The 19,781-nt window shown below is 66.6% G+C and carries 21 protein-coding genes, 1 tRNA gene and 1 other RNA gene; 18 read left to right on the forward strand and 5 right to left on the reverse strand.

From position 1 onward, the window contains the following. Positions 1-7: 7 nt before the first annotated feature. The 9 genes from moaC to QRM89_RS02285 all read left to right on the forward strand — a co-directional run bounded on the left by moaC (position 8) and on the right by QRM89_RS02285 (position 5,272). A complete protein-coding gene (moaC, locus tag QRM89_RS02245; protein ID WP_042595029.1) occupies positions 8-505 on the forward strand; it encodes a cyclic pyranopterin monophosphate synthase MoaC in 498 nt (165 codons plus the stop codon). Then, entirely contained in the window at positions 502-747 is a 246-nt protein-coding gene (locus QRM89_RS02250; RefSeq protein ID WP_012439072.1) for a MoaD/ThiS family protein, read from the forward strand. Before moaC ends, QRM89_RS02250 begins: the two co-directional genes overlap by 4 nt. After that, the gene (locus QRM89_RS02255; RefSeq protein WP_285447177.1) at positions 744-1,187 is read left to right on the forward strand and encodes a molybdenum cofactor biosynthesis protein MoaE; all 444 of its coding nucleotides are present in this window, start codon (positions 744-746) and stop codon (positions 1,185-1,187) included. The genes QRM89_RS02250 and QRM89_RS02255 overlap by 4 nt, the downstream gene beginning before the upstream one ends. A 200-nt stretch (positions 1,188-1,387) precedes the next feature. After that, a tRNA-Ser gene (locus QRM89_RS02260) sits at positions 1,388-1,480 on the forward strand. A gap of 81 nt (positions 1,481-1,561) precedes the next feature. Next, an RNA gene (ffs, locus tag QRM89_RS02265) (signal recognition particle sRNA small type) lies at positions 1,562-1,658 on the forward strand. 178 nt (positions 1,659-1,836) lie between these two features. Continuing rightward, the gene (gene dnaX, locus QRM89_RS02270; protein WP_285447178.1) at positions 1,837-3,798 is read left to right on the forward strand and encodes a DNA polymerase III subunit gamma/tau; all 1,962 of its coding nucleotides are present in this window, start codon (positions 1,837-1,839) and stop codon (positions 3,796-3,798) included. Between the two features lie 6 nt (positions 3,799-3,804). After that, the gene (locus tag QRM89_RS02275; RefSeq protein ID WP_285447179.1) at positions 3,805-4,125 is read left to right on the forward strand and encodes a YbaB/EbfC family nucleoid-associated protein; all 321 of its coding nucleotides are present in this window, start codon (positions 3,805-3,807) and stop codon (positions 4,123-4,125) included. Between the two features lie 97 nt (positions 4,126-4,222). After that, complete coding sequence (recR, locus tag QRM89_RS02280) at positions 4,223-4,816, forward strand: recombination mediator RecR (protein WP_076036268.1); 594 nt, start codon at positions 4,223-4,225, stop codon at positions 4,814-4,816. Between the two features lie 105 nt (positions 4,817-4,921). Continuing rightward, positions 4,922-5,272 carry a histidine triad nucleotide-binding protein gene (locus tag QRM89_RS02285; RefSeq protein ID WP_042595032.1) on the forward strand — a complete coding sequence of 117 codons (351 nt, stop codon included), beginning with the start codon at positions 4,922-4,924 and terminating at the stop codon, positions 5,270-5,272. A 103-nt stretch (positions 5,273-5,375) separates the two neighbouring features. On the opposite strand, the gene QRM89_RS02290 is transcribed toward QRM89_RS02285, so the two are convergent. The 4 genes from QRM89_RS02290 to QRM89_RS02305 are packed head-to-tail and all read right to left on the reverse strand — an operon-like array spanning position 5,376 to position 9,765. Continuing rightward, positions 5,376-5,912 (reverse strand): Slp family lipoprotein, encoded by a 537-nt coding sequence (locus QRM89_RS02290; RefSeq protein ID WP_042595033.1) that lies wholly within the window; start codon positions 5,910-5,912, stop codon positions 5,376-5,378. Further along, complete coding sequence (locus tag QRM89_RS02295; RefSeq protein ID WP_285447180.1) at positions 5,909-7,858, reverse strand: DUF3488 and transglutaminase-like domain-containing protein; 1,950 nt, start codon at positions 7,856-7,858, stop codon at positions 5,909-5,911. The genes QRM89_RS02290 and QRM89_RS02295 overlap by 4 nt, the downstream gene beginning before the upstream one ends. Then, positions 7,851-8,807 carry a DUF58 domain-containing protein gene (locus tag QRM89_RS02300; protein ID WP_042595035.1) on the reverse strand — a complete coding sequence of 319 codons (957 nt, stop codon included), beginning with the start codon at positions 8,805-8,807 and terminating at the stop codon, positions 7,851-7,853. Before QRM89_RS02300 ends, QRM89_RS02295 begins: the two co-directional genes overlap by 8 nt. Positions 8,808-8,811: 4 nt before the next feature. Further along, positions 8,812-9,765 carry a MoxR family ATPase gene (locus QRM89_RS02305; protein WP_285447181.1) on the reverse strand — a complete coding sequence of 318 codons (954 nt, stop codon included), beginning with the start codon at positions 9,763-9,765 and terminating at the stop codon, positions 8,812-8,814. Positions 9,766-9,801: 36 nt separating this feature from the next. On the opposite strand from QRM89_RS02305, the gene QRM89_RS02310 reads away from it, so the two are divergent. Next, positions 9,802-11,646 (forward strand): glycosyltransferase family 39 protein, encoded by a 1,845-nt coding sequence (locus tag QRM89_RS02310; protein WP_285447182.1) that lies wholly within the window; start codon positions 9,802-9,804, stop codon positions 11,644-11,646. Between the two features lie 30 nt (positions 11,647-11,676). Then, positions 11,677-12,948 (forward strand): hypothetical protein, encoded by a 1,272-nt coding sequence (locus QRM89_RS02315; RefSeq protein ID WP_285447183.1) that lies wholly within the window; start codon positions 11,677-11,679, stop codon positions 12,946-12,948. A gap of 7 nt (positions 12,949-12,955) precedes the next feature. Here QRM89_RS02315 and QRM89_RS02320 read toward each other — a convergent pair whose 3' ends face one another. Next, positions 12,956-13,534: a nucleoside triphosphate pyrophosphatase gene (locus QRM89_RS02320; RefSeq protein ID WP_076036262.1), complete on the reverse strand. Its 579-nt coding sequence runs from the start codon at positions 13,532-13,534 to the stop codon at positions 12,956-12,958. Between the two features lie 111 nt (positions 13,535-13,645). Here QRM89_RS02320 and QRM89_RS02325 point away from each other — a divergent pair, with 111 nt between their 5' ends. From QRM89_RS02325 to fabF, 7 genes are all read left to right on the forward strand, one after another. After that, positions 13,646-14,155 (forward strand): YceD family protein, encoded by a 510-nt coding sequence (locus tag QRM89_RS02325; protein WP_011036217.1) that lies wholly within the window; start codon positions 13,646-13,648, stop codon positions 14,153-14,155. A 96-nt stretch (positions 14,156-14,251) separates the two neighbouring features. Next, positions 14,252-14,446, forward strand: a complete 195-nt coding sequence (gene rpmF / locus QRM89_RS02330; protein ID WP_010368401.1) for a 50S ribosomal protein L32 — start codon at positions 14,252-14,254, stop codon at positions 14,444-14,446. 89 nt (positions 14,447-14,535) lie between these two features. After that, entirely contained in the window at positions 14,536-15,513 is a 978-nt protein-coding gene (locus QRM89_RS02335; RefSeq protein ID WP_042595038.1) for a beta-ketoacyl-ACP synthase III, read from the forward strand. Positions 15,514-16,155: 642 nt separating this feature from the next. After that, positions 16,156-17,100, forward strand: coding sequence for an ACP S-malonyltransferase (fabD, locus tag QRM89_RS02340; RefSeq protein ID WP_285447184.1), 945 nt, complete (start codon positions 16,156-16,158; stop codon positions 17,098-17,100). A gap of 78 nt (positions 17,101-17,178) precedes the next feature. Beyond that, positions 17,179-17,922, forward strand: a complete 744-nt coding sequence (gene fabG / locus QRM89_RS02345) for a 3-oxoacyl-ACP reductase FabG (protein WP_225041682.1) — start codon at positions 17,179-17,181, stop codon at positions 17,920-17,922. A gap of 155 nt (positions 17,923-18,077) precedes the next feature. Further along, positions 18,078-18,317, forward strand: a complete 240-nt coding sequence (acpP, locus tag QRM89_RS02350) for an acyl carrier protein (protein ID WP_002814322.1) — start codon at positions 18,078-18,080, stop codon at positions 18,315-18,317. A gap of 140 nt (positions 18,318-18,457) precedes the next feature. Continuing rightward, positions 18,458-19,693 (forward strand): beta-ketoacyl-ACP synthase II, encoded by a 1,236-nt coding sequence (gene fabF / locus QRM89_RS02355; RefSeq protein WP_285447185.1) that lies wholly within the window; start codon positions 18,458-18,460, stop codon positions 19,691-19,693. Positions 19,694-19,781 lie beyond the last annotated feature (88 nt).

Here is a 19,781-nt window from a genome sequence, read left to right on the forward strand (position 1 = left end):
GTTTCCCATGCCAGCAAAGACCACTTCCGCACGCCTCACCCACCTGGACGACGCCGGGCTGCCCACCATGGTGGACGTCTCGGACAAGCAGGTCACCGCACGCAGTGCCACCGCGGAGAGCCGCGTGCACTTTCCTGCTGCCGTGGCAGCGCAACTGCGCGCCAACGGCTTGCGCAGCGCCAAGGGCGGCATCGTGGAGACGGCGGTGATCGCCGGCACCATGGCGGTCAAGCGCACACACGAGCTGATTCCGTTCTGCCATCCGCTGCCCATCGATGGCTGCCGCTTCGAGATCGATTGGGCGGGCGCGCAGGTGCTGCAGATCGTCTGCACGGTGCGCTGCGTACACCGCACGGGCGTGGAGATGGAAGCACTGACCGGCGCCAGCGTGGCGGCGTTGACGGTCTACGACATGTGCAAGGCGCTCTCGCACAGCATGCGGATCGGCCCGACCAAATTGTTGTCCAAACGCGGCGGCAAGCGCGATATCGGAGCTGCGCGATGAGCGCCACCATCACCGTGTTGTATTTCGCCAGCTTGCGCGAGGCTGCCGGCATTGCCAGCGAGCAAGTGCACTCGGATGCTGCCGATTTGCGCGGCGTGTATGCGGAGCTGGATGCGCGGCACGGGCTGCGCTGGACGCCGGCGCAATTACGCGTGGCCGTGGACGGCGCATTCGCGCGCTGGGACGACCCGCTGCGCGATGGCAGCGAAGTGGTCTTCATTCCGCCGGTCTCTGGAGGTTGAGCATGCATGAGCAGATCAGGCCGAGCTTCGGGCTGTCGGACGCGCCCCTGCAGGTGGAAGCGTTGCGGCAGGCACTGGAGCACCCGCGCGCTGGTGCGTTTGCGAGCTTCGAGGGTTGGGTGCGCAACCGTAACGATGGCCGCAGCGTTGCAGGGCTGCGCTACGAAGCCTATGCCGCGCTCGCACAGGCCGAAGGGCAGCGTGTGCTAGACGAGGCGATGACGCGGTTCTCCATCCTGCAGGCGCAGTGCGTGCATCGCGTGGGCGAGCTGGGCATCGGCGAAATGGCGGTGTGGGTTGGCGTCAGCGCGGCGCACCGTGGCGCCGCATTCGAGGCGTGCCGCTTCATCATCGACGAGGTCAAGGCGCGCGTGCCGATCTGGAAGCACGAGCACTACCTGGAAGGCGATGCCGGCTGGCTGCATCCGGAGTCGCAGTAAGGCAATGCCTCACCTGCGGTGCATCTGCCAGGCGAGCGCGGCTGGTGTTTGAATCGACAGGTGCCCGCGCGGGCGGGTTCCTGTGCGGCACCGCAATTCTGTCGCGCCCTCTGCGGGCCGCGCCAAGACTCACCTTGTTAAAGCCGCGCGCGACAGCTAGAATTCCGCTTCTGTCGACGGCCAGGCCGCCCGACAGGCACGGAGAGGTGTCCGAGTGGTTGAAGGAGCACGCCTGGAAAGTGTGTAAGCGTCTAAACCGCGCTTCGGGGGTTCGAATCCCCCTCTCTCCGCCAGTTTCATGATGTTTGCGTTGCGCGCTTGTGCACGTTGCCGACATCCAGGGCCACGCCGGTGGCCCACGTCTTATGGTGGCCCCGTCGGTCCCTCGCGACGCTAGATCGAAAATCCCGCCAGGGCCGGAAGGCAGCAACGGTATCGATTGATGCGGGCGCCGAGGTCAACCGGCGGGGACACCACCCCCCTTCAGGTCCGATGCCGCAGCGACAGTTGGCGCTGCGTGCGCGTCACGCTGCCGGCAATGCGCCGCCGTCGATCCGGCCGGTGCGTGGCTGCGGCCGACGGCCCGTCCCTGAACGATCAAGAGTGCGCGGCGTGGCACAATATCGGTTCAACGTTCGCTGGTTTCCCGATGTCCTATCTCGTTCTCGCCCGTAAGTGGCGCCCGAAGCGTTTTGCCGAACTCGTTGGCCAGGAACACGTGGTCCGCGCGCTCAGCAATGCGCTCGACAGTGGCCGCGTGCACCACGCGTTCCTGTTCACCGGCACCCGCGGCGTTGGCAAGACCACCATCGCGCGCATCTTCGCCAAATCGCTGAACTGCGAGACCGGCACCAGTGCCGATCCGTGCGGCACGTGCCCGGCCTGTCTGGATATCGATGCCGGGCGTTATATCGACCTGCTGGAGATCGACGCCGCGTCCAACACCGGCGTGGACGATGTGCGCGAAGTGATCGAAAACGCGCAGTACATGCCCTCGCGCGGCAAGTTCAAGGTCTACCTGATCGACGAGGTGCACATGCTCTCCAAGGCCGCGTTCAATGCGCTGCTGAAGACGCTGGAAGAGCCGCCGGAGCACGTGAAATTCCTGCTGGCCACCACCGACCCGCAAAAGCTGCCGGTGACGGTGCTGTCGCGCTGCCTGCAGTTCAACCTCAAGCGGCTGGACGAAGACCAGATCCAAGGGCAGATGACCCGCATCCTGGCGGCCGAGGAGATCGAGTCGGACCCGTCGGCGATCGTGCAGTTGTCCAAGGCGGCCGATGGCTCGCTGCGTGACGGGCTGTCCTTGCTCGACCAGGCCATCGCCTATGCCGGCGGTGCGCTGCGCGAAGACGTGGTGCGCACCATGCTGGGCACGGTCGACCGCACCCAGGTCGGTGCGATGCTGCAGGCGCTGTCCGATGGGGACGGCGCGCAGTTGTTAAAGGTGGTTGCCGCGTTGGCGGAATTCTCGCCCGACTGGAGCGGCGTGCTGGAGGCGCTGGCGGAGGCCTTGCATCGCATCCAGGTGCAGCAGCTGGTGCCGTCGGTGGCGTTCGTGGGCGATGGCATCGACCCGACCGGCTTTGCCGCGCAGCTGCGGCCGGAAGTGGTGCAGCTCTGGTACCAGATGGCGCTTAACGGGCGCCGCGATCTGTACCTGGCGCCGAGTCCGCGCGCCGGGTTTGAAATGGCCGTGCTGCGCATGCTCGCCTTCCGGCCGGCTGCCGCGGTGCCGGCAGGCAGCGGCGACGATGGACGTGGCGCTAGCGCTGGCAGCAACACGCGTGGAACGGCCACCGGCGTGCAGGCGGCGCCTGCGGCCGCCGCACCTGCACGGGCGGCGACATCGGCCAAGGCGGCCGACATCAGCCCAGCCCCCGTGGTGTCCGCGCCCCCCGTCGCTGCCGCGCCATCGCCGGTGGTGGTGTTGCCCACGCCTGCCGCCGAACCTGCGCCGTCAGCGCCGCCTGCGCGCACGGATGACACACCGCCGTGGGCGGTGGACGACGCACCGGTGCGTGCACAGGCTGCACCGCAACGTGCCGCTGCCGAGGCGCCTGCTGCTGTGCCGTTGATGGCGCCGGAAGCGGCCATGGCGCCGCCTGCGACCGTGGCCGACGACGCGGCGCCTGCTGCCATGGATGCGGTGGTGCCTGTGGCCCCGCCGTCCGCGCCCGCGCCGGTGACACCGCCGGCCGCTGCGTTCGACGACGGACACATCGCCGATGCCGAGCAATGGCTGGAGCTGGTCACGCGCAGCGGTTTGAATGGCCCCTCGCGCCAGCTCGCTGCCAATGCGGCCTTCATCGGCCATCGCGACGGCGTGCTGCGCCTGGCGCTGGCGCCGGGCTTTGAATATCTCAATTCCGACCGTTCCATCGCCAATCTTGCCCAGGCGCTGGCGCCAGAGTTGGGCAACACGCCGCGCATCGTGATCGAGACCGGCAGCGCCGATGTCGAGACCCTGCACGAGCGTGCCAATCGCCAGAAAGGCGAGCGCCAGAGTGCGGCCGAAACCGCCTTCATGAACGACCCGAATGTGCAGCAGCTGATTCAGCAGCAGGGCGCGCGGGTCGTTCCCGATTCCATCCGCCCTTACGACGAGTAACCCCGCATGCGTGGAAATATTGCCCAACTGATGCAGCAGGCGCAGAAGATGCAGGAAAACCTGCAGCGCGCCCAGGAAGAACTGGCCAAGCTGGAAGTCACCGGCACTGCCGGCGGTGGCATGGTCAGCGTAACGCTCACCGGTTCCAAGGAGTGCCGCAAGGTGCGGATCGATCCGAGCATCCTCTCCGACCAGGAGATGGCCGAGGATCTGATCGCCGCCGCCTTCAACGATGCCTCCAACAAGATCGATGCCGAATCCAAGGACCGCATGGGCTCGGCCACTGCCGGCATGCAGTTGCCGCCGGGCATGAAGCTGCCGTTCTGAGCGAAGGGATTCGGGAGTCGGGATTCGGGATTGGTGAAAGCGAGACCGCTTGGCCTTTGCGAATCCCGACTACCGAATCCCCAATCCCGGCCTTCCAATGTCCTCCCTTCTAGAACAACTGATCGAAGCCTTCCGGGTGCTGCCCGGTGTGGGTCAGAAGTCGGCGCAGCGCATGGCGTACCACGTGCTCGAGCGTGAGCGCGAGGGTGGGCGGCGGCTGGCGGCGGCGTTGGCCAATGCGGTGGAGAAGGTGGGCCATTGCGTGCAATGCCGCGACTTCACCGAGTCGGAGGTGTGCGCGATCTGCGCCAATTCCGCCCGTGACCGGCAGCAGCTGTGTGTGGTGGAATCGCCCGCCGATCGCCTGGCGATCGAGCACGCCACCGGCTACCGCGGGGTGTATTTCATCCTGCAGGGGCGTTTGTCGCCGCTGGATGGTATCGGCCCGCGTGAGTTGGGGCTGGACCGCCTGGCCGAGCGTCTGGCGGCGGGCGAGGTCACCGAAATGATCATCGCCACCAACGCCACCGTCGAGGGCGAGGCCACCGCGCATTACCTGGCGCAACTGGCCCGCCAACACAGCGTGCGCCCCAGCCGGCTCGCACAAGGCATGCCGCTGGGCGGCGAGTTGGAGTACGTGGATCGCGGCACCTTGTCGCATGCCTTCGGCACGCGTAGTGAGGTGCTTTGACGGCAGGGATTGGGGAATCGGGATTGGGGATTCGGAAAAGCAGAACGCGACGTGCGCGGGTAAGCTTCTGCCAATCCCAAATGACCAATCCCCAATCCCCAACTTATGACCGACACCATTTTCGGCAAGATCATTCGTCGCGAAATTCCCGCCACCATCGTCTATGAAGACGACGAGGTGCTGGGATTCGAAGACATCGCACCGCAGGCGCCGGTGCATGTGCTCTTCATTCCCAAGGTGCATGCGATCCCGACCCTGGACGATGTGCCGCCTGAGCAGGCGTTGCTGGTCGGCAAGTTGGCGCTGGCGGCCGCGGCATATGCGCGCGAACAAGGGCTGGCGCAGGACGGCTACCGCATTGTCATGAACTGCCGCGAGCATGCTGGGCAGACGGTGTTCCATATCCATCTGCATCTGCTGGCCGGTGCGCCGCTGGGGCGTTTCGGTACGCCGTGATCGATGTGACATATGCGTAGGGTGATCCTGTGACAGCGGACGCCACACACAAAAACGCCGCTCCCTGCGAGCGGCGTTCTTGTGTCATCTCAGCAGTGGCTGGTTACCACCAACCGCGGCCCCAACCGCCGCCCCAGCGCGGGCCCCACGGACCCCACGGGTCGCCCCAGGGGCCGTACGGGTAGGCCGGCACCACATCGACCTCGCGCACCTGCGGCCACAGATAAACCACATCGGCGGCCACCTTGGGCAGCTTGTAGTCGTACTCGCCGATCTTGGTGGTTTCGTAGCCTTCGATCTTGCCGATGAAGGTCACTTCGCGGCCTGGCTCGAATACCGCCGGGTCGTAGAAGCCCGCGCGGCAGGCGAGGAAGCGGCCATCGCTGGCATCCACCGCGCTACGGTCCGGGCGGCCGCTGGCGTTGAGCGGGCGCGAGATCAGCTCGAAGCAGGTCTGGCCCTGGGCCGGTTTGGTCTGGATGATCTTGCCGCCCCAGCGCACCGAGGTGCCGACCTGGGCACTGGCGGTCGAGTCGCTCGGGCTGACCGTGGGGAACTGGCCCTGCAACGGCTTGGGCGCCGTGGCACAGGCAGCGAGCCCGAGGACAGCGATGACTGGAAGAAGAAAACGGGTACTCATGAGGAAGCTCCGGTTCGCGGGCGATGCTGCTGCAGATCTTTGATGAGAGAGGCGCTGTCCGAATCAGCGCCAGCGTAGCGCGCCGCAGCGAAACGTTGGCTGAGTGCCAACAGTGTCGTGTGGGGATCGTGCTGTGCCACACGTTGCGCCCAGGTGGTGGCCGGTTCGTGCGGTTCGCGGGCTAGGCCGAGCTTGCGGTAACGGCGCCCGAGCCGGTGCCAGGCGCGCAGCAGCGGGTCGCGTTCGCGTTCGCCGCGCGCCAGCAGCCACCCCATCCAGGCCAGTGCGCTGACCGCGAATACGCCGAAAATGGCCGCGAGCTGGTTGGTGTCCAGGCGGTCGATGCCGAACGGTTGCAGCAGCCGCTGCTGGCGGTCGGCATCGAAGGACAGCACCAGCTCGTTCCAGCCGCGACGCAGCCAGTCGCTGACCTCGCCCAGCCTGTCCCAGGTGCCCAGCTGGCCACCACCGCCGCCATCGGCCTGCAGGCGATCCTCCAGCGTGTCGTAGATGCGTTCCGGTGCCACGCCGGCGGTGGGATCCACGCGCACCCAGCCACGGCCGGCCAGCCACACCTCGCTCCACGCATGCGCATCCATGCGCCGCACGACCCAGTAATTGCCCAGCCCGTTGTAGGTGCCGCCGGCATAGCCGGTGACCACGCGTGCAGGGATGCCGGCCGCGCGCATCAGCACCACAAACGACGAGCTGAAGTGTTCGCAGAAACCGGCCTTCTGCTGGAACAGAAACTCATCGACGCTGTTGCGCCCGAGCAGCGGGGTGTCGAGCGTGTAGGCGAATTCGCGCGTGATCCATTGCAGCGCGCGCTGCACCACTGCGGCATCGTCACGACCCGCTTCGGCACGCCACTGGCGGGCCAGGGCGATGGTGCGTGGATTGAAGCCGGGTGGCAGCGCCAATGCGCGTGCGCGCAGCGGCGCCGGTAGATCGGTGTCGAAGCGTGCCGGTGGTGCGGACTGCAGGTCCCAGCGGGTGAGGGCACTCAACGGCCGTTGCGCGAACAATTCGTAATCGGGCGACAGCTCGGCGTTCGCAACGCCTTGCACCGGCAGATCCAGCGCGACCAGCTGGCGGCGGTCGGTGGGCTCGTAGTCCAGGCGGTAGCGATACGTTGCCGGCCCGGCGGCGAAGGCGGCCGGTTGCGCGCGGCCGGTCCAGCGCGCGCGCTGCCAGGTGCGGCCATCGAAGTCCCACATCACCGGGCCGCGCCAGTACCGCTGCTCCGGTGGCGGCGCCTTGCCGTTGAATTGCACGCGCAGGGCGGGGCTGTCATCGGCCATCAGGTCGATCCACTCACCCGGGGACATGTTGTCCGACAGGCCGGGCCGCGACAGCGCCCGCTCCGGCACGCCCCATAGCGGCGAGCTCAAACGTGGTAGCAGCCAGAACGTGGCCAGGGCCAGCGGCACGCCAATGGCCACCAGCTTGCCGATGCTGCGCAATTGCAGGCGCAGCCCTGGCGTGCCGGTGCGGTGTTCCTCGTCGGCCAGGCGCTGCATGCACAGCAGCGCACTCAGCACCGCGAGCAACGCCAGGCCCATGGTGGCCGGGCCCTGGTCCAGCAGGAATGCGGCAAACGGTGCGAACAACGCAAAGCCGAGCAGGCTGCGCGCATCGCGCAGGGTGCGTAATTCGGAGGCCTTGATCGCCAGCATCGCCGCCAGCACCGCGCAGCCGGTGTCGCGCCCGAAGCGCATTCCGATCTGCCAGTACACCGCCGCCAGCATTGCGATGACCAACAGCAACCGGACCGGTGCCATCAGGCTGCCGCGCCAGCTCATCACGCCAACCAGCAGCGCGGCGACGGCGATGGTGCCGGCGAGCAGGCCGGGCAACTGCAGCAGCAGTGGCGCCAGCGCCAGCCAGGTGGTGGCCAGTACCCAGCCGCGGCTGGCCTGGGTGATCGGGGCGGTAGGCTCAGTCATGCGGTAGTAGCGCCAACGCACGCAGGCACAGATGATGGTGCGACGGGCCGTGCGCAGGACCGAGCGGCGGCTGGCCCGGCAGCAGCAGCCGATAGCGGCGGCCATCGCGTTCGGCAAGGTTGACCCAGCGCGTCAGCCGCGCGATGCGGCGTTCGTAGGGCAGCGCGCTGAGGCTGCGCCAGTCGAGGGTGACTTCCACGCCCAGCGGCTGCTCGTATTCGCGCACCAGCAGCGCATCGCGGCGCGCCGAGTGCTTCCACGAAATCGTCCGAGGTGCGTCGCCGGCCCGGTACGGACGCAGTTGGTGCAGTTCCTCGCCTTGTGCATGCAGACGGGTCTGATTGGGCGAGCCGGCGCCATCGGGCAGCGCCGGGCCGTGCGCTTCCGGGGCCGGGTAGGCCAGCAGCGGTGTTTCCGGCCAGACCCATGACCAGGCGCGCACCAGCCCCAGCGGTTGGGTGCTGGAGAGCCGAATGCGCTCGATGTCCTGCCAGCCGCGACGCACGGTGGGCACCAGCAGATCCACGTCCGCGTTGTCGTAGTCGGTGAGCGAGCAAAAACCGCTGTGCTCCAGATGATCCAGGCGCAATCCGCGGCGGGCGCGGGTGTCGCGGCGGGCCAACGACACCCGCATGCGCAGCGGCTCGCCGGCCACCACCGGTTCGGCGGAGACCGCTTCGATCCGCAGTGCCGACAATTGCAGGTGCGCCACGATGCTGCTGGCGATGCCGGCGGTGGCCAGCAGCAGCGCCAGCAACAACGCCGGGTTGTTGTTGTAGTTCAGCGCGCCGAGCAGCATGGCCATCAGCAAGGCCGCCAGAAACAGGCCAAACCGCGTGGGCAACACATAGATCCGGCGCCGATCCAGCACGATCGGCAAGGCTTCCGGCCCGCGCGGGCGGGCCAGCAGGCTGAGCCGTCGGCCCATGCCACGCAGGTGCGCACGCACGTGCTCAGTCCACCGGCACGCTGTGCAGCAACGCCTTGGACAGCGCCGGCCCGGACGATGATTCAGCTTCCGGCACCAGGCGGTGCCCGGCGACCGCCACGAACAGCGCCTGCACGTCTTCCGGCAGCACATGCTCGCGCCCCAGCAGCAGGGCGTAGGCCTTGGCTGCGCGCAACAGCGCAATCCCCGCACGCGGCGACAGGCCCACGCGCACGCCGGCGTGCTGACGGCTACGCAGCAGCAGCGCCTGCACATAGGTGATCAAGGCGTCGCTGGTATGGATGTGGTTGACCCCCGCGCGCAGCGCCACGACATCGGCATCGCTCAACTGCGGTGCGGCCTGGGCGATCAACTCGCGGCGATCCACACCCGACAGCAGCGCCCGTTCGGCATCGGCACTGGGGTAGCCCAGGCTGAGCCGCAGCAGGAAGCGGTCCAGTTGCGAATCCGGTAGCGGGAAGGTGCCCGACAGATCAACCGGGTTTTGCGTGGCGATCACGAAGAACGGCTCCGGCAGCGCATGTGTCACCCCGTCCAGGGTGACCTGCTGCTCGGCCATTGCTTCGAGCAGCGAGCTCTGCGTGCGCGGCGGCGCGCGGTTGATCTCGTCGGCCAGCAGCACGTTGGTGAACACCGGGCCGGGATGAAACTGGAACTGCCGCGAGGCTGCGTCGTAGACCGACACGCCCAGCACATCGGCCGGCAATAGGTCGGAGGTGAACTGCACGCGCTGGAACCCCAGGCCCAGGCTGGACGCCATGGCGTGGGCGAGGGTGGTCTTGCCCAGGCCGGGCAGGTCCTCGATCAACAGATGTCCCCCGGACAGCAGCGCCACGAACGCCAGCCGCACTTCCTGCGCCTTGCCTAGCAACAGCGAATTGACCTGGTCCTGTGCGCGCCGCAGCGATTGGCGCAGCGCATCGGTTAGCATTTCCGTGGAACGCAGCGGTGTCGACATCACAAATCCGTAGGTGGAAGAAGAGTGCACAGGGCAATGCCAGGGGACCAACGCGCACATCGCACCTTCGTGATCCTGTGGACACTGGCGACGGCCGTCAAGCTATTGATTGCCGCGCGTCTGCCGCTGTTCGTGGACGAGGCGTTTTACTGGCAGGAAGGCCAGCATCTGGCGGCGGCGTACTCGGATCTGCCGGGCATGACCGCGTGGCTGACGCGCCTGGGCGTGGAACTTGGCGGGCACCATTTACTGGCGCTGCGGTTGCCGTTTCTGGCCATCGCTGCGCTGCTGCCGTGGCTGGTTGCGCACATCGCCACGCGCTGGTTCGGCTCCACACTGGGCTGGCAGGCCGGCAGCCTGACCTTGCTGATGCCGCTGTCGGCCACGCTTGGCATCCTGGCGGTGCCCGACGTGCCCATGGCATTGGCAGCGGTGCTGTGCATGGATGCGGGCGCGCGGCTGTTGCGCGAGGTCGATGCCACCAGCGCGCTGGAGCTCGCCATCGGCCTGGTCATCGGTGCACTGAGCCACTACCGCTTTGTCGGTGTGATCGGGGTGGGCTGCATTGCATTGCTGTGCATTCCGCAGGGGCGTGCGGTCTTGCGCGACCCACGCATCTGGATGGCGCTGACGGTAGGCGCCATGAGCTGGCTGCCGCTGTTGTTCTGGAACACCGACCATGACGAGGCGGGCCTGCGCTTTCAGCTGGTAGACCGGCATCCGTGGACATTCCAGATCACCGGGCTGTGGTTTTTGCTGATCCAGGCCGCGCTGGTGACGCCATTGCTGGCTTGGGCGATGGTCAAGGTCAGCCTGGCCGGCACCCGTGCCGGGAGTGGCGGCTCGCGTGCGCAGTGGCGCTACTTCGGCCTGCTGGGCGGCATTTCCACGCTGGCGATCTTCGTGCTGGGGTTCTTCAGCGATGCCGAGCGGATCAGCTTCCACTGGCCGTTGCCGGGCTATCTCGCCCTGCTGGTCGCCGCGCCGGTGATCCTGATGCGCTGGCCACGCCCGCTGCGGCGTGCCACCTGGCTGATCGCGCTGCTCGGCATGTTGGGCGCCTACAGCTATTACCTGGCGGTGTCGGTGCCGGCGATCCGTGCGCAAGCGGCGGGCGAAAAATACTACCCGCGCAATTTTGCCGGCTGGAAAGACCTGGCGCGCGCGGTCAAGACCGAACTCGCGCAGCTGCCGCCCGGCACCCGCGTGCTGGCGGAAAACTTCAAGGTAGGCGCCGAGCTCGGCTTCCAATTGCACGATGCACAGATCGAAGTGCTGCAGGCTGATCTGAACGACAAACATGGCCGCTCGGCGCAACTGGCCCAGTGGGGGCTGCTCAGCCATGGCGAACGCAGCGGCCCGCGCCTGCTGGTGCTCTCGCCCAGCGATCAGCGCTACCGCGATCTGCTCACGCGTTACCACGCCATCTGCGCCATGGTCGGGCCGCTGCCGCCGCCCAAGGTGGTCTCCACCGACCACGGCTACCAGCGCTTCCTGCTGTTCGCACTGCCGGCGCAACGCCAGCCCGGCCCCTGCATCGCGCCTGCGATGGCGTGGATCGATACGCCGCTGCCTGGCGTTGCCGCCACGGCCACCATCCAGGTGCGTGGCTGGGCCTTCAAGGACGGCGTGGGCCTGTCACGTGTCGAGCTGCTGGTCGATGGTCGCCCCGCTGGACGCGCCGACTACGGCGCCACCCTGGATGTGCGCCCGTACTGGAAAATCTCCACCGACCCGCAACATCCCCGCGTCGGCTTCACTGCCACGTTGGACGCGCGCGCGCTGACGCCCGGCACGCATTGGTTGGGTTTGCGCCTGCACGGCCACGACGGCAGCGTCGAGGACTGGTGGGAGCAGCCATTCACCGTTCCCGCCCCCTGACCGGATACTGGCCTACGCGATGAGTACCGATTGTCCCGACACCTTCTATGGGCGTGTGCGGGCGCGTTGCTGGGTCTGGCGGTCGCGTTCAAGTTGACCAATGCGCTCTACGCCCTCGCGCTGGTGCCCGCGCTGATGTGCGATGGCGCGCGCCTGCGGGCACGGCTGCTGGCGCTGGGCATCGTGATCGTCGTCGCGGGCGGTGTGTTCGTGCTGGTGGCCGGGCCGTGGTACTGGCAGGTCTGGCAACACCTGGGCAACCCGTTATTCCCGCAGTTCAACGGGCTGTTCAAATCCCCGTTGGCCGCGCCTGTGTCGATCGCCGACACGCGCTGGCTGCCGCGCAATCTCGGCGAACACCTGCTCTGGCCGCTGCTGTTTACGTTGAAGCCGCAACGTATCGGCGACCTGGGATTGGTGCAGGCACTGTGGGCCGTGCTGTATGCGCTGGTACTGATCGTGGCTGCGCGCGCTGTGCTGCGTCGCCGGGTTGCCGGGGTTGGGCTGGACCGCTCGGCCACTGTGGTGCTGGTGTTCGTGGCCACGGCCTATGTGTTGTGGCAGGCCATCTTCAGCATCCACCGCTATCTGGTTGTGCTGGAATTGCTGGCGCCGGTGGTGCTGTGGATCTGTTGCCGGCATGCGTTTGCGCAACGTGCCGATCACAAGGCTGCGTGGTTGATCGGGCTGTGCGCGCTGGTGGCGGTGGCCGGCTGGAAGGATTGGGGGCACGAGCCCTGGGCGCGCGCTGCGTTTGAGGTCACGCAACCGCAGATCATCGATCCGGCACGGGCAACGGTCTTGCTGGTCGGCGATGAGCCGCAGTCATGGCGCGTCACCCTATTGCCGCAGCAGGCCCGTTACATCGGGGTCGCAACCAACATCAGCGAGACCGATGCGTATCGGGCGCGCGTGCGCACCCTGGTGGCCGAACGCCCGCAGGTTTACGCGATGCTCGGTGCGGCGCGCGACAAACAGCAGATGCGAGTGGATCGCATGAATCGCTGGGCGCAGCAGTTCGGGTGGGATGCGCAGTCGGACTGCGCACGCCTGCGTTGGCTGATCGCCCGGGGTCTGCGCGCCGAGCTGGCTGCTTCCACGCCCGGCCGCTGCCTGTTGGTCGTGCCCAAGGCCAGGGAGCTGGATATCGCGGCGGCCGATCGGGCCATTCGCGACGCGGCGCAGCAGCGCCTGGTTGCGTACGGGCTGACGCTGGATCCGGCGCAGTGCCGCACGTTGCTCTCACGCATTGGGCAAACCGTCTATCCGTATCAGTTTTGCACGCTGCGCCAGGCGGGCTGAGGCAGCTTCAAGGCAGCGAAAATCCCGCCTGCCGCAGCAACCGCGCCACTGCGATCAGCGGCAGGCCGACCAGGGCGGTAGGGTCGTTGCTGCGGATTGCGTCGAACAAGGTGATGCCCAGGCCCTCGCATTTGAAGCTGCCGGCACAATCCAGCGCCGGTTCGGCAGCCAGGTAATGTTCGATCTCCTGCGGCTGCAGGATCCGCACCTGGACGTCGGTAAGGTCCAGCGCGTGCGCGGCAAACCCGTCAGGGCCGATCAGGCTGACGGCGGTCTGGAAGCGCACCGTGCGGCCGGACATGCGCGTCAGCTGGGCGCGCGCCTGCTCCAGCGTGCCCGGCTTGCCAAGTGCCTCGCCGTCCAGGTCGGCGACCTGGTCCGAGCCGATCACCCAGGCATCCGGGAAGCGCACCGCCACGGCGCGCGCCTTCTCGCTGGCCAGCCGGGTCGCAAGCGCCTGCGGCGTTTCGCCGGGCAGGGCGTGCTCGTCCACCTCGGGGCGGGCGGTGTCGAAGTCCAGGTGCAGGCGGCCCAGCAGCTCGCGACGGTAGGCAGACGTGGAGGCCAGGAGTAGGCGTGGCATCATGGGCGCACCGCGAGGGAAGGCAGGGGAGTCTGCCGGCCCAGGCGCCGGGCCACAATCCCAGTGGCGGCAGATTTGACATGGCCCCGGCGGGTCTTTAACATTCTGCGGCTTATGTCCGCGAACGTGCCCGAAATGCTGGATGCTTGGCGGATGGTCGCAGCGCGCAGGCGCTTCGACGGCCGCATCCCGCTATCTGCGATGACCCGTCTTCAGGGAAGCCTGGTTGATACCGAGGGCGAATGTGTCTATTCGCTTCAGTTCGATCAGGACGATCTGTTGAAGGTCGCCTATGTCGAACTCAGTATCGATGTCGCGCTGCCGCTGGAATGCCAGCGCAGCCTGCAGCGTTTTCTGTATCCGGTGCAGATCAGGCAGCGACTCGGCTTGATCCGCGACGAGGCCGATGAGGCCGCGTTGCCGCCCGACTACGAAGCTTTGCTGGTGCCCGACGACGGCATGCTGCGGGCAGTGGACCTGGTGGAGGACGAGCTGGTGCTGGCGGTTCCCGTGGTGCCGATGGCGCCGGGGAGCGAGGCAGTCGAGGCCGAGTGGGTTCCGACCCAGGAAGAGCAAGACAAGGCCAGTCCGTTCGCGGCGCTGGCGGCGTTGAAGAAACAGTAACCGCCGCTGTTAAGGGCGGAAACACAGGTCGGCGCGGGCGTACAGTCCTGTTCGACTCAACAGAAAAGTTATCGAACTTAAGTTTGGAGCAATCCCATGGCTGTGCAGAAATCCCGAGTCACCCCGTCCCGCCGCGGCCAGCGTCGTTCGCACGATGCCCTGACCGCCAAGCAGCTGTCGACCGACCCGACCAGCGGCGAGATCCATCTGCGCCACCACATCACCGCTGACGGTTACTACCGCGGCAAGAAGGTGATCACGACCAAGTCGTCGGCCGTCCAAGAAGATTGATCCGTGGCACCCGCCGCAGTTTTGCAGGCGGGTGACCCTCGATACTTCCGGAGCCGCCAATCACCGCGGCTCTTGCACCAAGGAACAGTATGAGCAAGCGGATCTACTCCAGAATCGCGGGCACGGGTAGCTATTTGCCCGAAAAGGTGTTGACCAACGACGATATGTCCAAGATCGTCGACACCAGCGATGAATGGATCCGCTCGCGTACCGGCATCCGTGAACGTCACATCGTTGCCGACGACCAGACCACCAGCGATCTGGCGTACTTCGCCTCGCTGAAGGCGATGGAAGCGGCCGGTGTCACCGCCGACGAGATCGACCTGATCGTTGTCGGCACTACCACCCCGGACCTGATTTTCCCGTCCACTGCGTGCCTGTTGCAGGCGCGGCTGGGCAATGTCGGCTGCGGTGCATTCGACGTCAACGCGGCCTGCTCGGGCTTCGTCTACGCGCTCAGCGTGGCCGACAAGTTCGTTCGCAGTGGCGACGCCAAGACCGTGCTGGTGGTTGGCGCCGAAACGCTGACCCGGATCGTCGACTGGACCGATCGCACCACCTGCGTGCTGTTTGGCGACGGTGCGGGCGCGGTCGTGCTCAAGGCCGACGAAGACACCGGCATCCTCAGCACCCATCTGCATGCCGATGGCAGCAAGAAGGAATTGCTGTGGGATCCGGTCGGTGTGTCGGTTGGCTTCGGCGAAGGCAAGAACGGCGGTGGCGCGTTGCTGATGAAGGGCAACGACGTGTTCAAGTACGCCGTCAAGGCGCTGGACTCGGTGGTCGATGAAACCCTCGCCGCCAATGGCCTGGACAAGCACGACCTGGACTGGCTGATCCCGCATCAGGCCAATCTGCGCATCATCGAAGCCACCGCCAAGCGGCTGGATCTGCCGATGGAGCAGGTGGTGGTCACCGTCGACCGGCATGGCAATACTTCGTCGGCTTCGGTGCCGCTCGCGCTGGACGAAGCGGTTCGCTCCGGTCGCGTGCAGCGTGGGCAGTTGCTACTGCTGGAAGCCTTCGGTGGCGGATTTACCTGGGGCTCGGCGCTGCTGCGCTACTGATCTGCGCAGGCACTGCCGCGTTTGCCGGCGGTGTCTTTTTGCGCTTGAGGTTCTGTTGGTGCAAAGAGCCTTGCCATTGCGGGCTGATGTGTCAGTGAGTCTCCCTGACGCAGTGCAGCCGCCGCGCAGTCTTGATCGACACACGCAACGTTCTCGCACGCCACTGGGGCCTGGATGTCCTGCCTCCACCGCCGCGGCGTGGCGGTGATGCGGTGCCTGCGAGGAATGTAGCCGGCGCAGCGCGCTGCGGGCTCAGGCGGTCAAGGTGTTGCGGGTGACGGCCTGCGGGCAGGCGCGGTAGAGCGTTGTCAGGGGCACGCCACTGGTGCTTAGCGACAGCGCGTTCGTGTGCGGACTGCCTGCGCCCGCTGGTCAAGTAACCGCGCGTTTCGCGCATCTGACCCGCCTCTCCTCCACGCCCAGCTGACGCGCCAGAGCGCGCCCGGCGATCTACGCGACCACCGCGTTGAAGCTGTCGATGCCGTGCCTGGACTGGCTCCTCAACGGCGACATTGACCTGCTCAGACCCTACCGCCAGACGCCTGTGCGGCGCGGCCGTTGGCGTCTTGCATACGCGTCAGTACAGACGGCCGGGCGATTTCGCACGTATCATCCCGGCTCGATTTTTGTAGGCAGCAACGCGTGACCGAATCTACGCTCGCTTTCGTGTTTCCCGGCCAGGGCTCGCAGTCCCTGGGCATGCTGGCTGAACTTGCCGAACTGCATCCGCAGATCCGCGAGACCTTCGTCGAGGCCTCCGATGGCGCCGGCGTCGATCTGTGGGCCCTGTCGCAGGGCGGCCCGGAAGAGATGCTCAACCGCACCGAATACACCCAGCCGGCGTTGCTGGCCGCCGGTGTGGCGGTGTGGCGCCTGTGGAACGCGCAGCGCGGCGAACGACCGGCGGTGCTGGCCGGCCATAGCCTTGGCGAGTACACCGCGCTGGTCGCTGCCGGCGCCTTGTCGCTGCACGACGGTGCCCACCTGGTGCGGCTGCGCGGGCAGTTCATGCAGGCCGCGGCGCCCGCCGGCGTCGGCGCGATGGCCGCGGTATTGGGCGCCGAGGACGCGTTGGTGCGCGAGGTCTGTGTCGAGGCCTCGGGCAGTCAGGTGGTGGTGCCGGCCAACTTCAATTCGCCCGGTCAGATCGTGATCGGTGGCGATGCGGCGGCGGTGGATCGCGCGCTGGCGTTGCTGGCCGAGCGCGGCGTGCGCAAGGCGGTCAAGCTGGCGGTGAGCGTGCCGTCGCACACCCCGCTGATGCGCGAGGCGGCCAACCAGTTGGGTGAAGCGATGGCCGGGTTGACCTGGCACACGCCGCAGATTTCGGTGGTGCAGAACGTCGACGCGCAGGTGCACGCCGGCCACGAGGCGATCCGCCAGGCCCTGGTCGAGCAGCTGTATCTGCCGGTGCAGTGGACCGGCTGCGTGCAGGCGCTGGCCGCGCAGGGCATTACCCGGATCGCCGAATGCGGCCCGGGCAAGGTGCTGAGCGGGCTGATCAAGCGTATCGACAAGAGCCTGGATGCCCGTTCGCTCGCGACCCCGGCCGATTATGCCGGCGCGCTGGATGCGTGGGCGCACTGAGTTGACCGATTTGCCGGTGATGCCGGCCCTCGACGCTCGCAACCGCGGTTGCGACGTCCCCTCTCGAGGAACAGCAACATGAGCAAGCCATTGCAGGGCGAGATCGCTCTGGTCACCGGTGCCAGCCGCGGCATTGGCGCGGCCATCGCCGATACGCTGGCCGCCCAGGGCGCCACGGTGATCGGCACGGCCACCTCCGCCTCCGGGGCCGCTGCCATCGGCGAGCGCCTGGCTCCCAACGGCGGCCACGGCCGGGAGCTCAATGTCACCGATGCAGCCGCGGTCGATGCCTTGATCGATGCGATCGGCAAGGAGTTCGGTGCGGTCTCGATCCTGGTCAACAACGCCGGCATCACCCGCGACAACCTGCTGATGCGGATGAAGGAAGACGATTGGCAGGCGATCATCGACACCAACCTGACCAGTGTCTTCCGGACATCCAAGGCGGTGATGCGCGGCATGATGAAAGCGCGCAAGGGCCGCATCATCAACATCGCCTCGGTGGTGGGTGTGACCGGTAATCCGGGGCAGACCAACTACGCGGCGGCCAAGGCCGGCATCATTGCGTTCTCCAAGTCGCTGGCCAAGGAAATCGGCTCGCGCGGGGTCACTGTCAATGTGGTCGCGCCCGGCTTCATCGATACCGACATGACCAAGGCGCTGCCGGAGGATGCCAAGACGGCGTTGCTGCAGCAGATCGCGCTGGGCCATCTGGGGCAGCCGGACGACATCGCCAATGCGGTGGCATTCCTGGCTGGCCCGACCGCCCGTTACATCACTGGTGAGACCCTGCACGTCAACGGCGGCATGTACATGCCGTGAGCGTGCGGCGCCGGGAGGCGCTAAGTGGCTGATCGGCCGAGATTTGTGATGCAATGCAAGGCCCGGTCGCTTCCACTACACTATCCAACGCGGCCATCGCAGCGGCGATGGCGTTTTTTTTGTACCACCACTACTCCATCTGGAGCGATATCTCAATGAGCACCATCGAAGAACGCGTCAAGAAAATCGTCGTCGAACAACTCGGCGTCAAGGAAGAGGAAGTCACCACCAGCGCATCGTTCGTCGATGACCTGGGTGCCGACTCGCTGGACACCGTCGAGCTGGTGATGGCGCTGGAAGAAGAGTTCGAGTGCGAAATCCCGGACGAAGAAGCTGAGAAGATCACGTCGGTCCAGCAGGCGATTGACTACGTCAAGGCTCACGTCAAGAGCTGATGCGTTGTTCCTGACAGCGGTGGCGGGCATTTGGCTGCTGCTGCGTCAGACATCCCATGGGGCCGCTGATGCGGCCCTGTGTTTTTGAGCGTCAACCGTAAACCGCAAGCACCGTCCGTCGTGTGGTGAGGAGATCTGCAATGAGTCGTCGTGTTGTCGTTACCGGCATGGGCATGGTGTCGCCGCTGGGCAATGATCTGGCCACCAGTTGGGATGGGATCATCCACGGTCGCTCGGGCATTGGCCCGATCACGCAGATCGATGCCTCGCAGTTCACCACCAAGATCGCGGGCGAGATCAAGAATTTCGATCCCACCCACTTTGTGTCCGCCAAGGACGTCAAGAAGATGGATTCGTTCATCCACTACGGTGTCGGCGCCTCGTTCATGGCGCTGGACGATTCCGGGCTGGAGATCAACGAAAGCAATGCCGAACGCGTGGGCGCCATTCTGGGCTCCGGTATCGGCGGGCTGCTCGGCATCGAAGAGCAGACCATCAAATTCCATGAGGGCGGCGCGCGCAAGATTTCGCCGTTCTATGTGCCCAGCACCATCATCAACATGCTGCCGGGCCAGGTGAGCCTGATCAAAGGCCTGAAGGGCCCGACGTTCTCGGCCGTGTCGGCCTGCGCCACCTCCAACCATTCGATCGGCACCGCGATGCGCATGATCCAGCACGGCGATGCCGACGTGATGCTGGCCGGTGGCGCCGAGCGCGGTTCGTCCCCAAGTTCGGTGGGCGGGTTCTGCGCCATGAAGGCGATGTCCACGCGCAACGACGACCCCACCGCTGCATCGCGTCCGTGGGACAAGCAGCGCGACGGGTTCGTGCTGGGCGACGGCGCCGGCGTGCTGGTGCTGGAAGAGTACGAACATGCCAAAGCACGTGGCGCGCGCATCTATGCAGAGCTGGTCGGTTTCGGTGCCAGTTCGGATGCGTTCCACATGACCGCACCCAGTGAAGACGGCGAAGGCGCGGCGCGCAGCATGGCCGCGGCGATGCGCGATGCCAAGCTCAACCCCGAGCAGATCGGCTACCTCAACGCGCACGGCACCTCCACGCCGCTGGGCGATCTGGCCGAAACCATGGCGATGAAGCGTGCGCTGGGCGACCATGCGTACAAGACCATGGTCAGCTCGACCAAGTCGATGACCGGCCACCTGCTCGGTGCGGCCGGCGGCGTGGAAGCGATCTTCTCGGTGATGGCGCTGCATACCGGCATCATCCCGCCGACCATCAACCTGGAAGAGCCCAGCGAAGGCTGCGATCTGGATTACGTGCCGAACGTGGCGCGCGAGGTGCAGGTGGACGCGGTGATGTCCAACGGCTTCGGCTTTGGCGGCACCAACGGCACCCTGGTGTTCAAGCGCATCTGAGCCATTGGTCCTGCGCCGCAATGGCGCAGGGTCGCGATGGGCTGCAACGCGTCGCGCGTTCGGCCCGTTGTGTCTTCTGCTGATTTAC

This window comes from Xanthomonas sp. LMC-A-07 (genome assembly GCF_030208825.1).
Taxonomy (GTDB): domain Bacteria; phylum Pseudomonadota; class Gammaproteobacteria; order Xanthomonadales; family Xanthomonadaceae; genus Xanthomonas; species Xanthomonas campestris.

Bases quoted from the DNA above. Each gene is read 5' to 3' on its own strand.
- QRM89_RS02295 (WP_285447180.1), bottom strand. From the start codon at position 7,858: ATGACTGAGCCTACCGCCCCGATCACCCAGGCCAGCCGCGGCTGGGTA.
- rpmF (WP_010368401.1), top strand. From the start codon at position 14,252: ATGGCTGTGCAGAAATCCCGAGTCACCCCGTCCCGCCGCGGCCAGCGT.
- QRM89_RS02275 (WP_285447179.1), top strand. From the start codon at position 3,805: ATGCGTGGAAATATTGCCCAACTGATGCAGCAGGCGCAGAAGATGCAG.
- fabF (WP_285447185.1), top strand. From the start codon at position 18,458: ATGAGTCGTCGTGTTGTCGTTACCGGCATGGGCATGGTGTCGCCGCTG.
- QRM89_RS02325 (WP_011036217.1), top strand. From the start codon at position 13,646: ATGTCCGCGAACGTGCCCGAAATGCTGGATGCTTGGCGGATGGTCGCA.
- QRM89_RS02320 (WP_076036262.1), bottom strand. From the start codon at position 13,534: ATGATGCCACGCCTACTCCTGGCCTCCACGTCTGCCTACCGTCGCGAG.
- QRM89_RS02310 (WP_285447182.1), top strand. From the start codon at position 9,802: ATGCCAGGGGACCAACGCGCACATCGCACCTTCGTGATCCTGTGGACA.
- QRM89_RS02285 (WP_042595032.1), top strand. From the start codon at position 4,922: ATGACCGACACCATTTTCGGCAAGATCATTCGTCGCGAAATTCCCGCC.
- QRM89_RS02290 (WP_042595033.1), bottom strand. From the start codon at position 5,912: ATGAGTACCCGTTTTCTTCTTCCAGTCATCGCTGTCCTCGGGCTCGCT.
- recR (WP_076036268.1), top strand. From the start codon at position 4,223: ATGTCCTCCCTTCTAGAACAACTGATCGAAGCCTTCCGGGTGCTGCCC.
- acpP (WP_002814322.1), top strand. From the start codon at position 18,078: ATGAGCACCATCGAAGAACGCGTCAAGAAAATCGTCGTCGAACAACTC.
- dnaX (WP_285447178.1), top strand. From the start codon at position 1,837: ATGTCCTATCTCGTTCTCGCCCGTAAGTGGCGCCCGAAGCGTTTTGCC.
- QRM89_RS02250 (WP_012439072.1), top strand. From the start codon at position 502: ATGAGCGCCACCATCACCGTGTTGTATTTCGCCAGCTTGCGCGAGGCT.
- moaC (WP_042595029.1), top strand. From the start codon at position 8: ATGCCAGCAAAGACCACTTCCGCACGCCTCACCCACCTGGACGACGCC.
- QRM89_RS02305 (WP_285447181.1), bottom strand. From the start codon at position 9,765: ATGTCGACACCGCTGCGTTCCACGGAAATGCTAACCGATGCGCTGCGC.
- QRM89_RS02335 (WP_042595038.1), top strand. From the start codon at position 14,536: ATGAGCAAGCGGATCTACTCCAGAATCGCGGGCACGGGTAGCTATTTG.
- fabG (WP_225041682.1), top strand. From the start codon at position 17,179: ATGAGCAAGCCATTGCAGGGCGAGATCGCTCTGGTCACCGGTGCCAGC.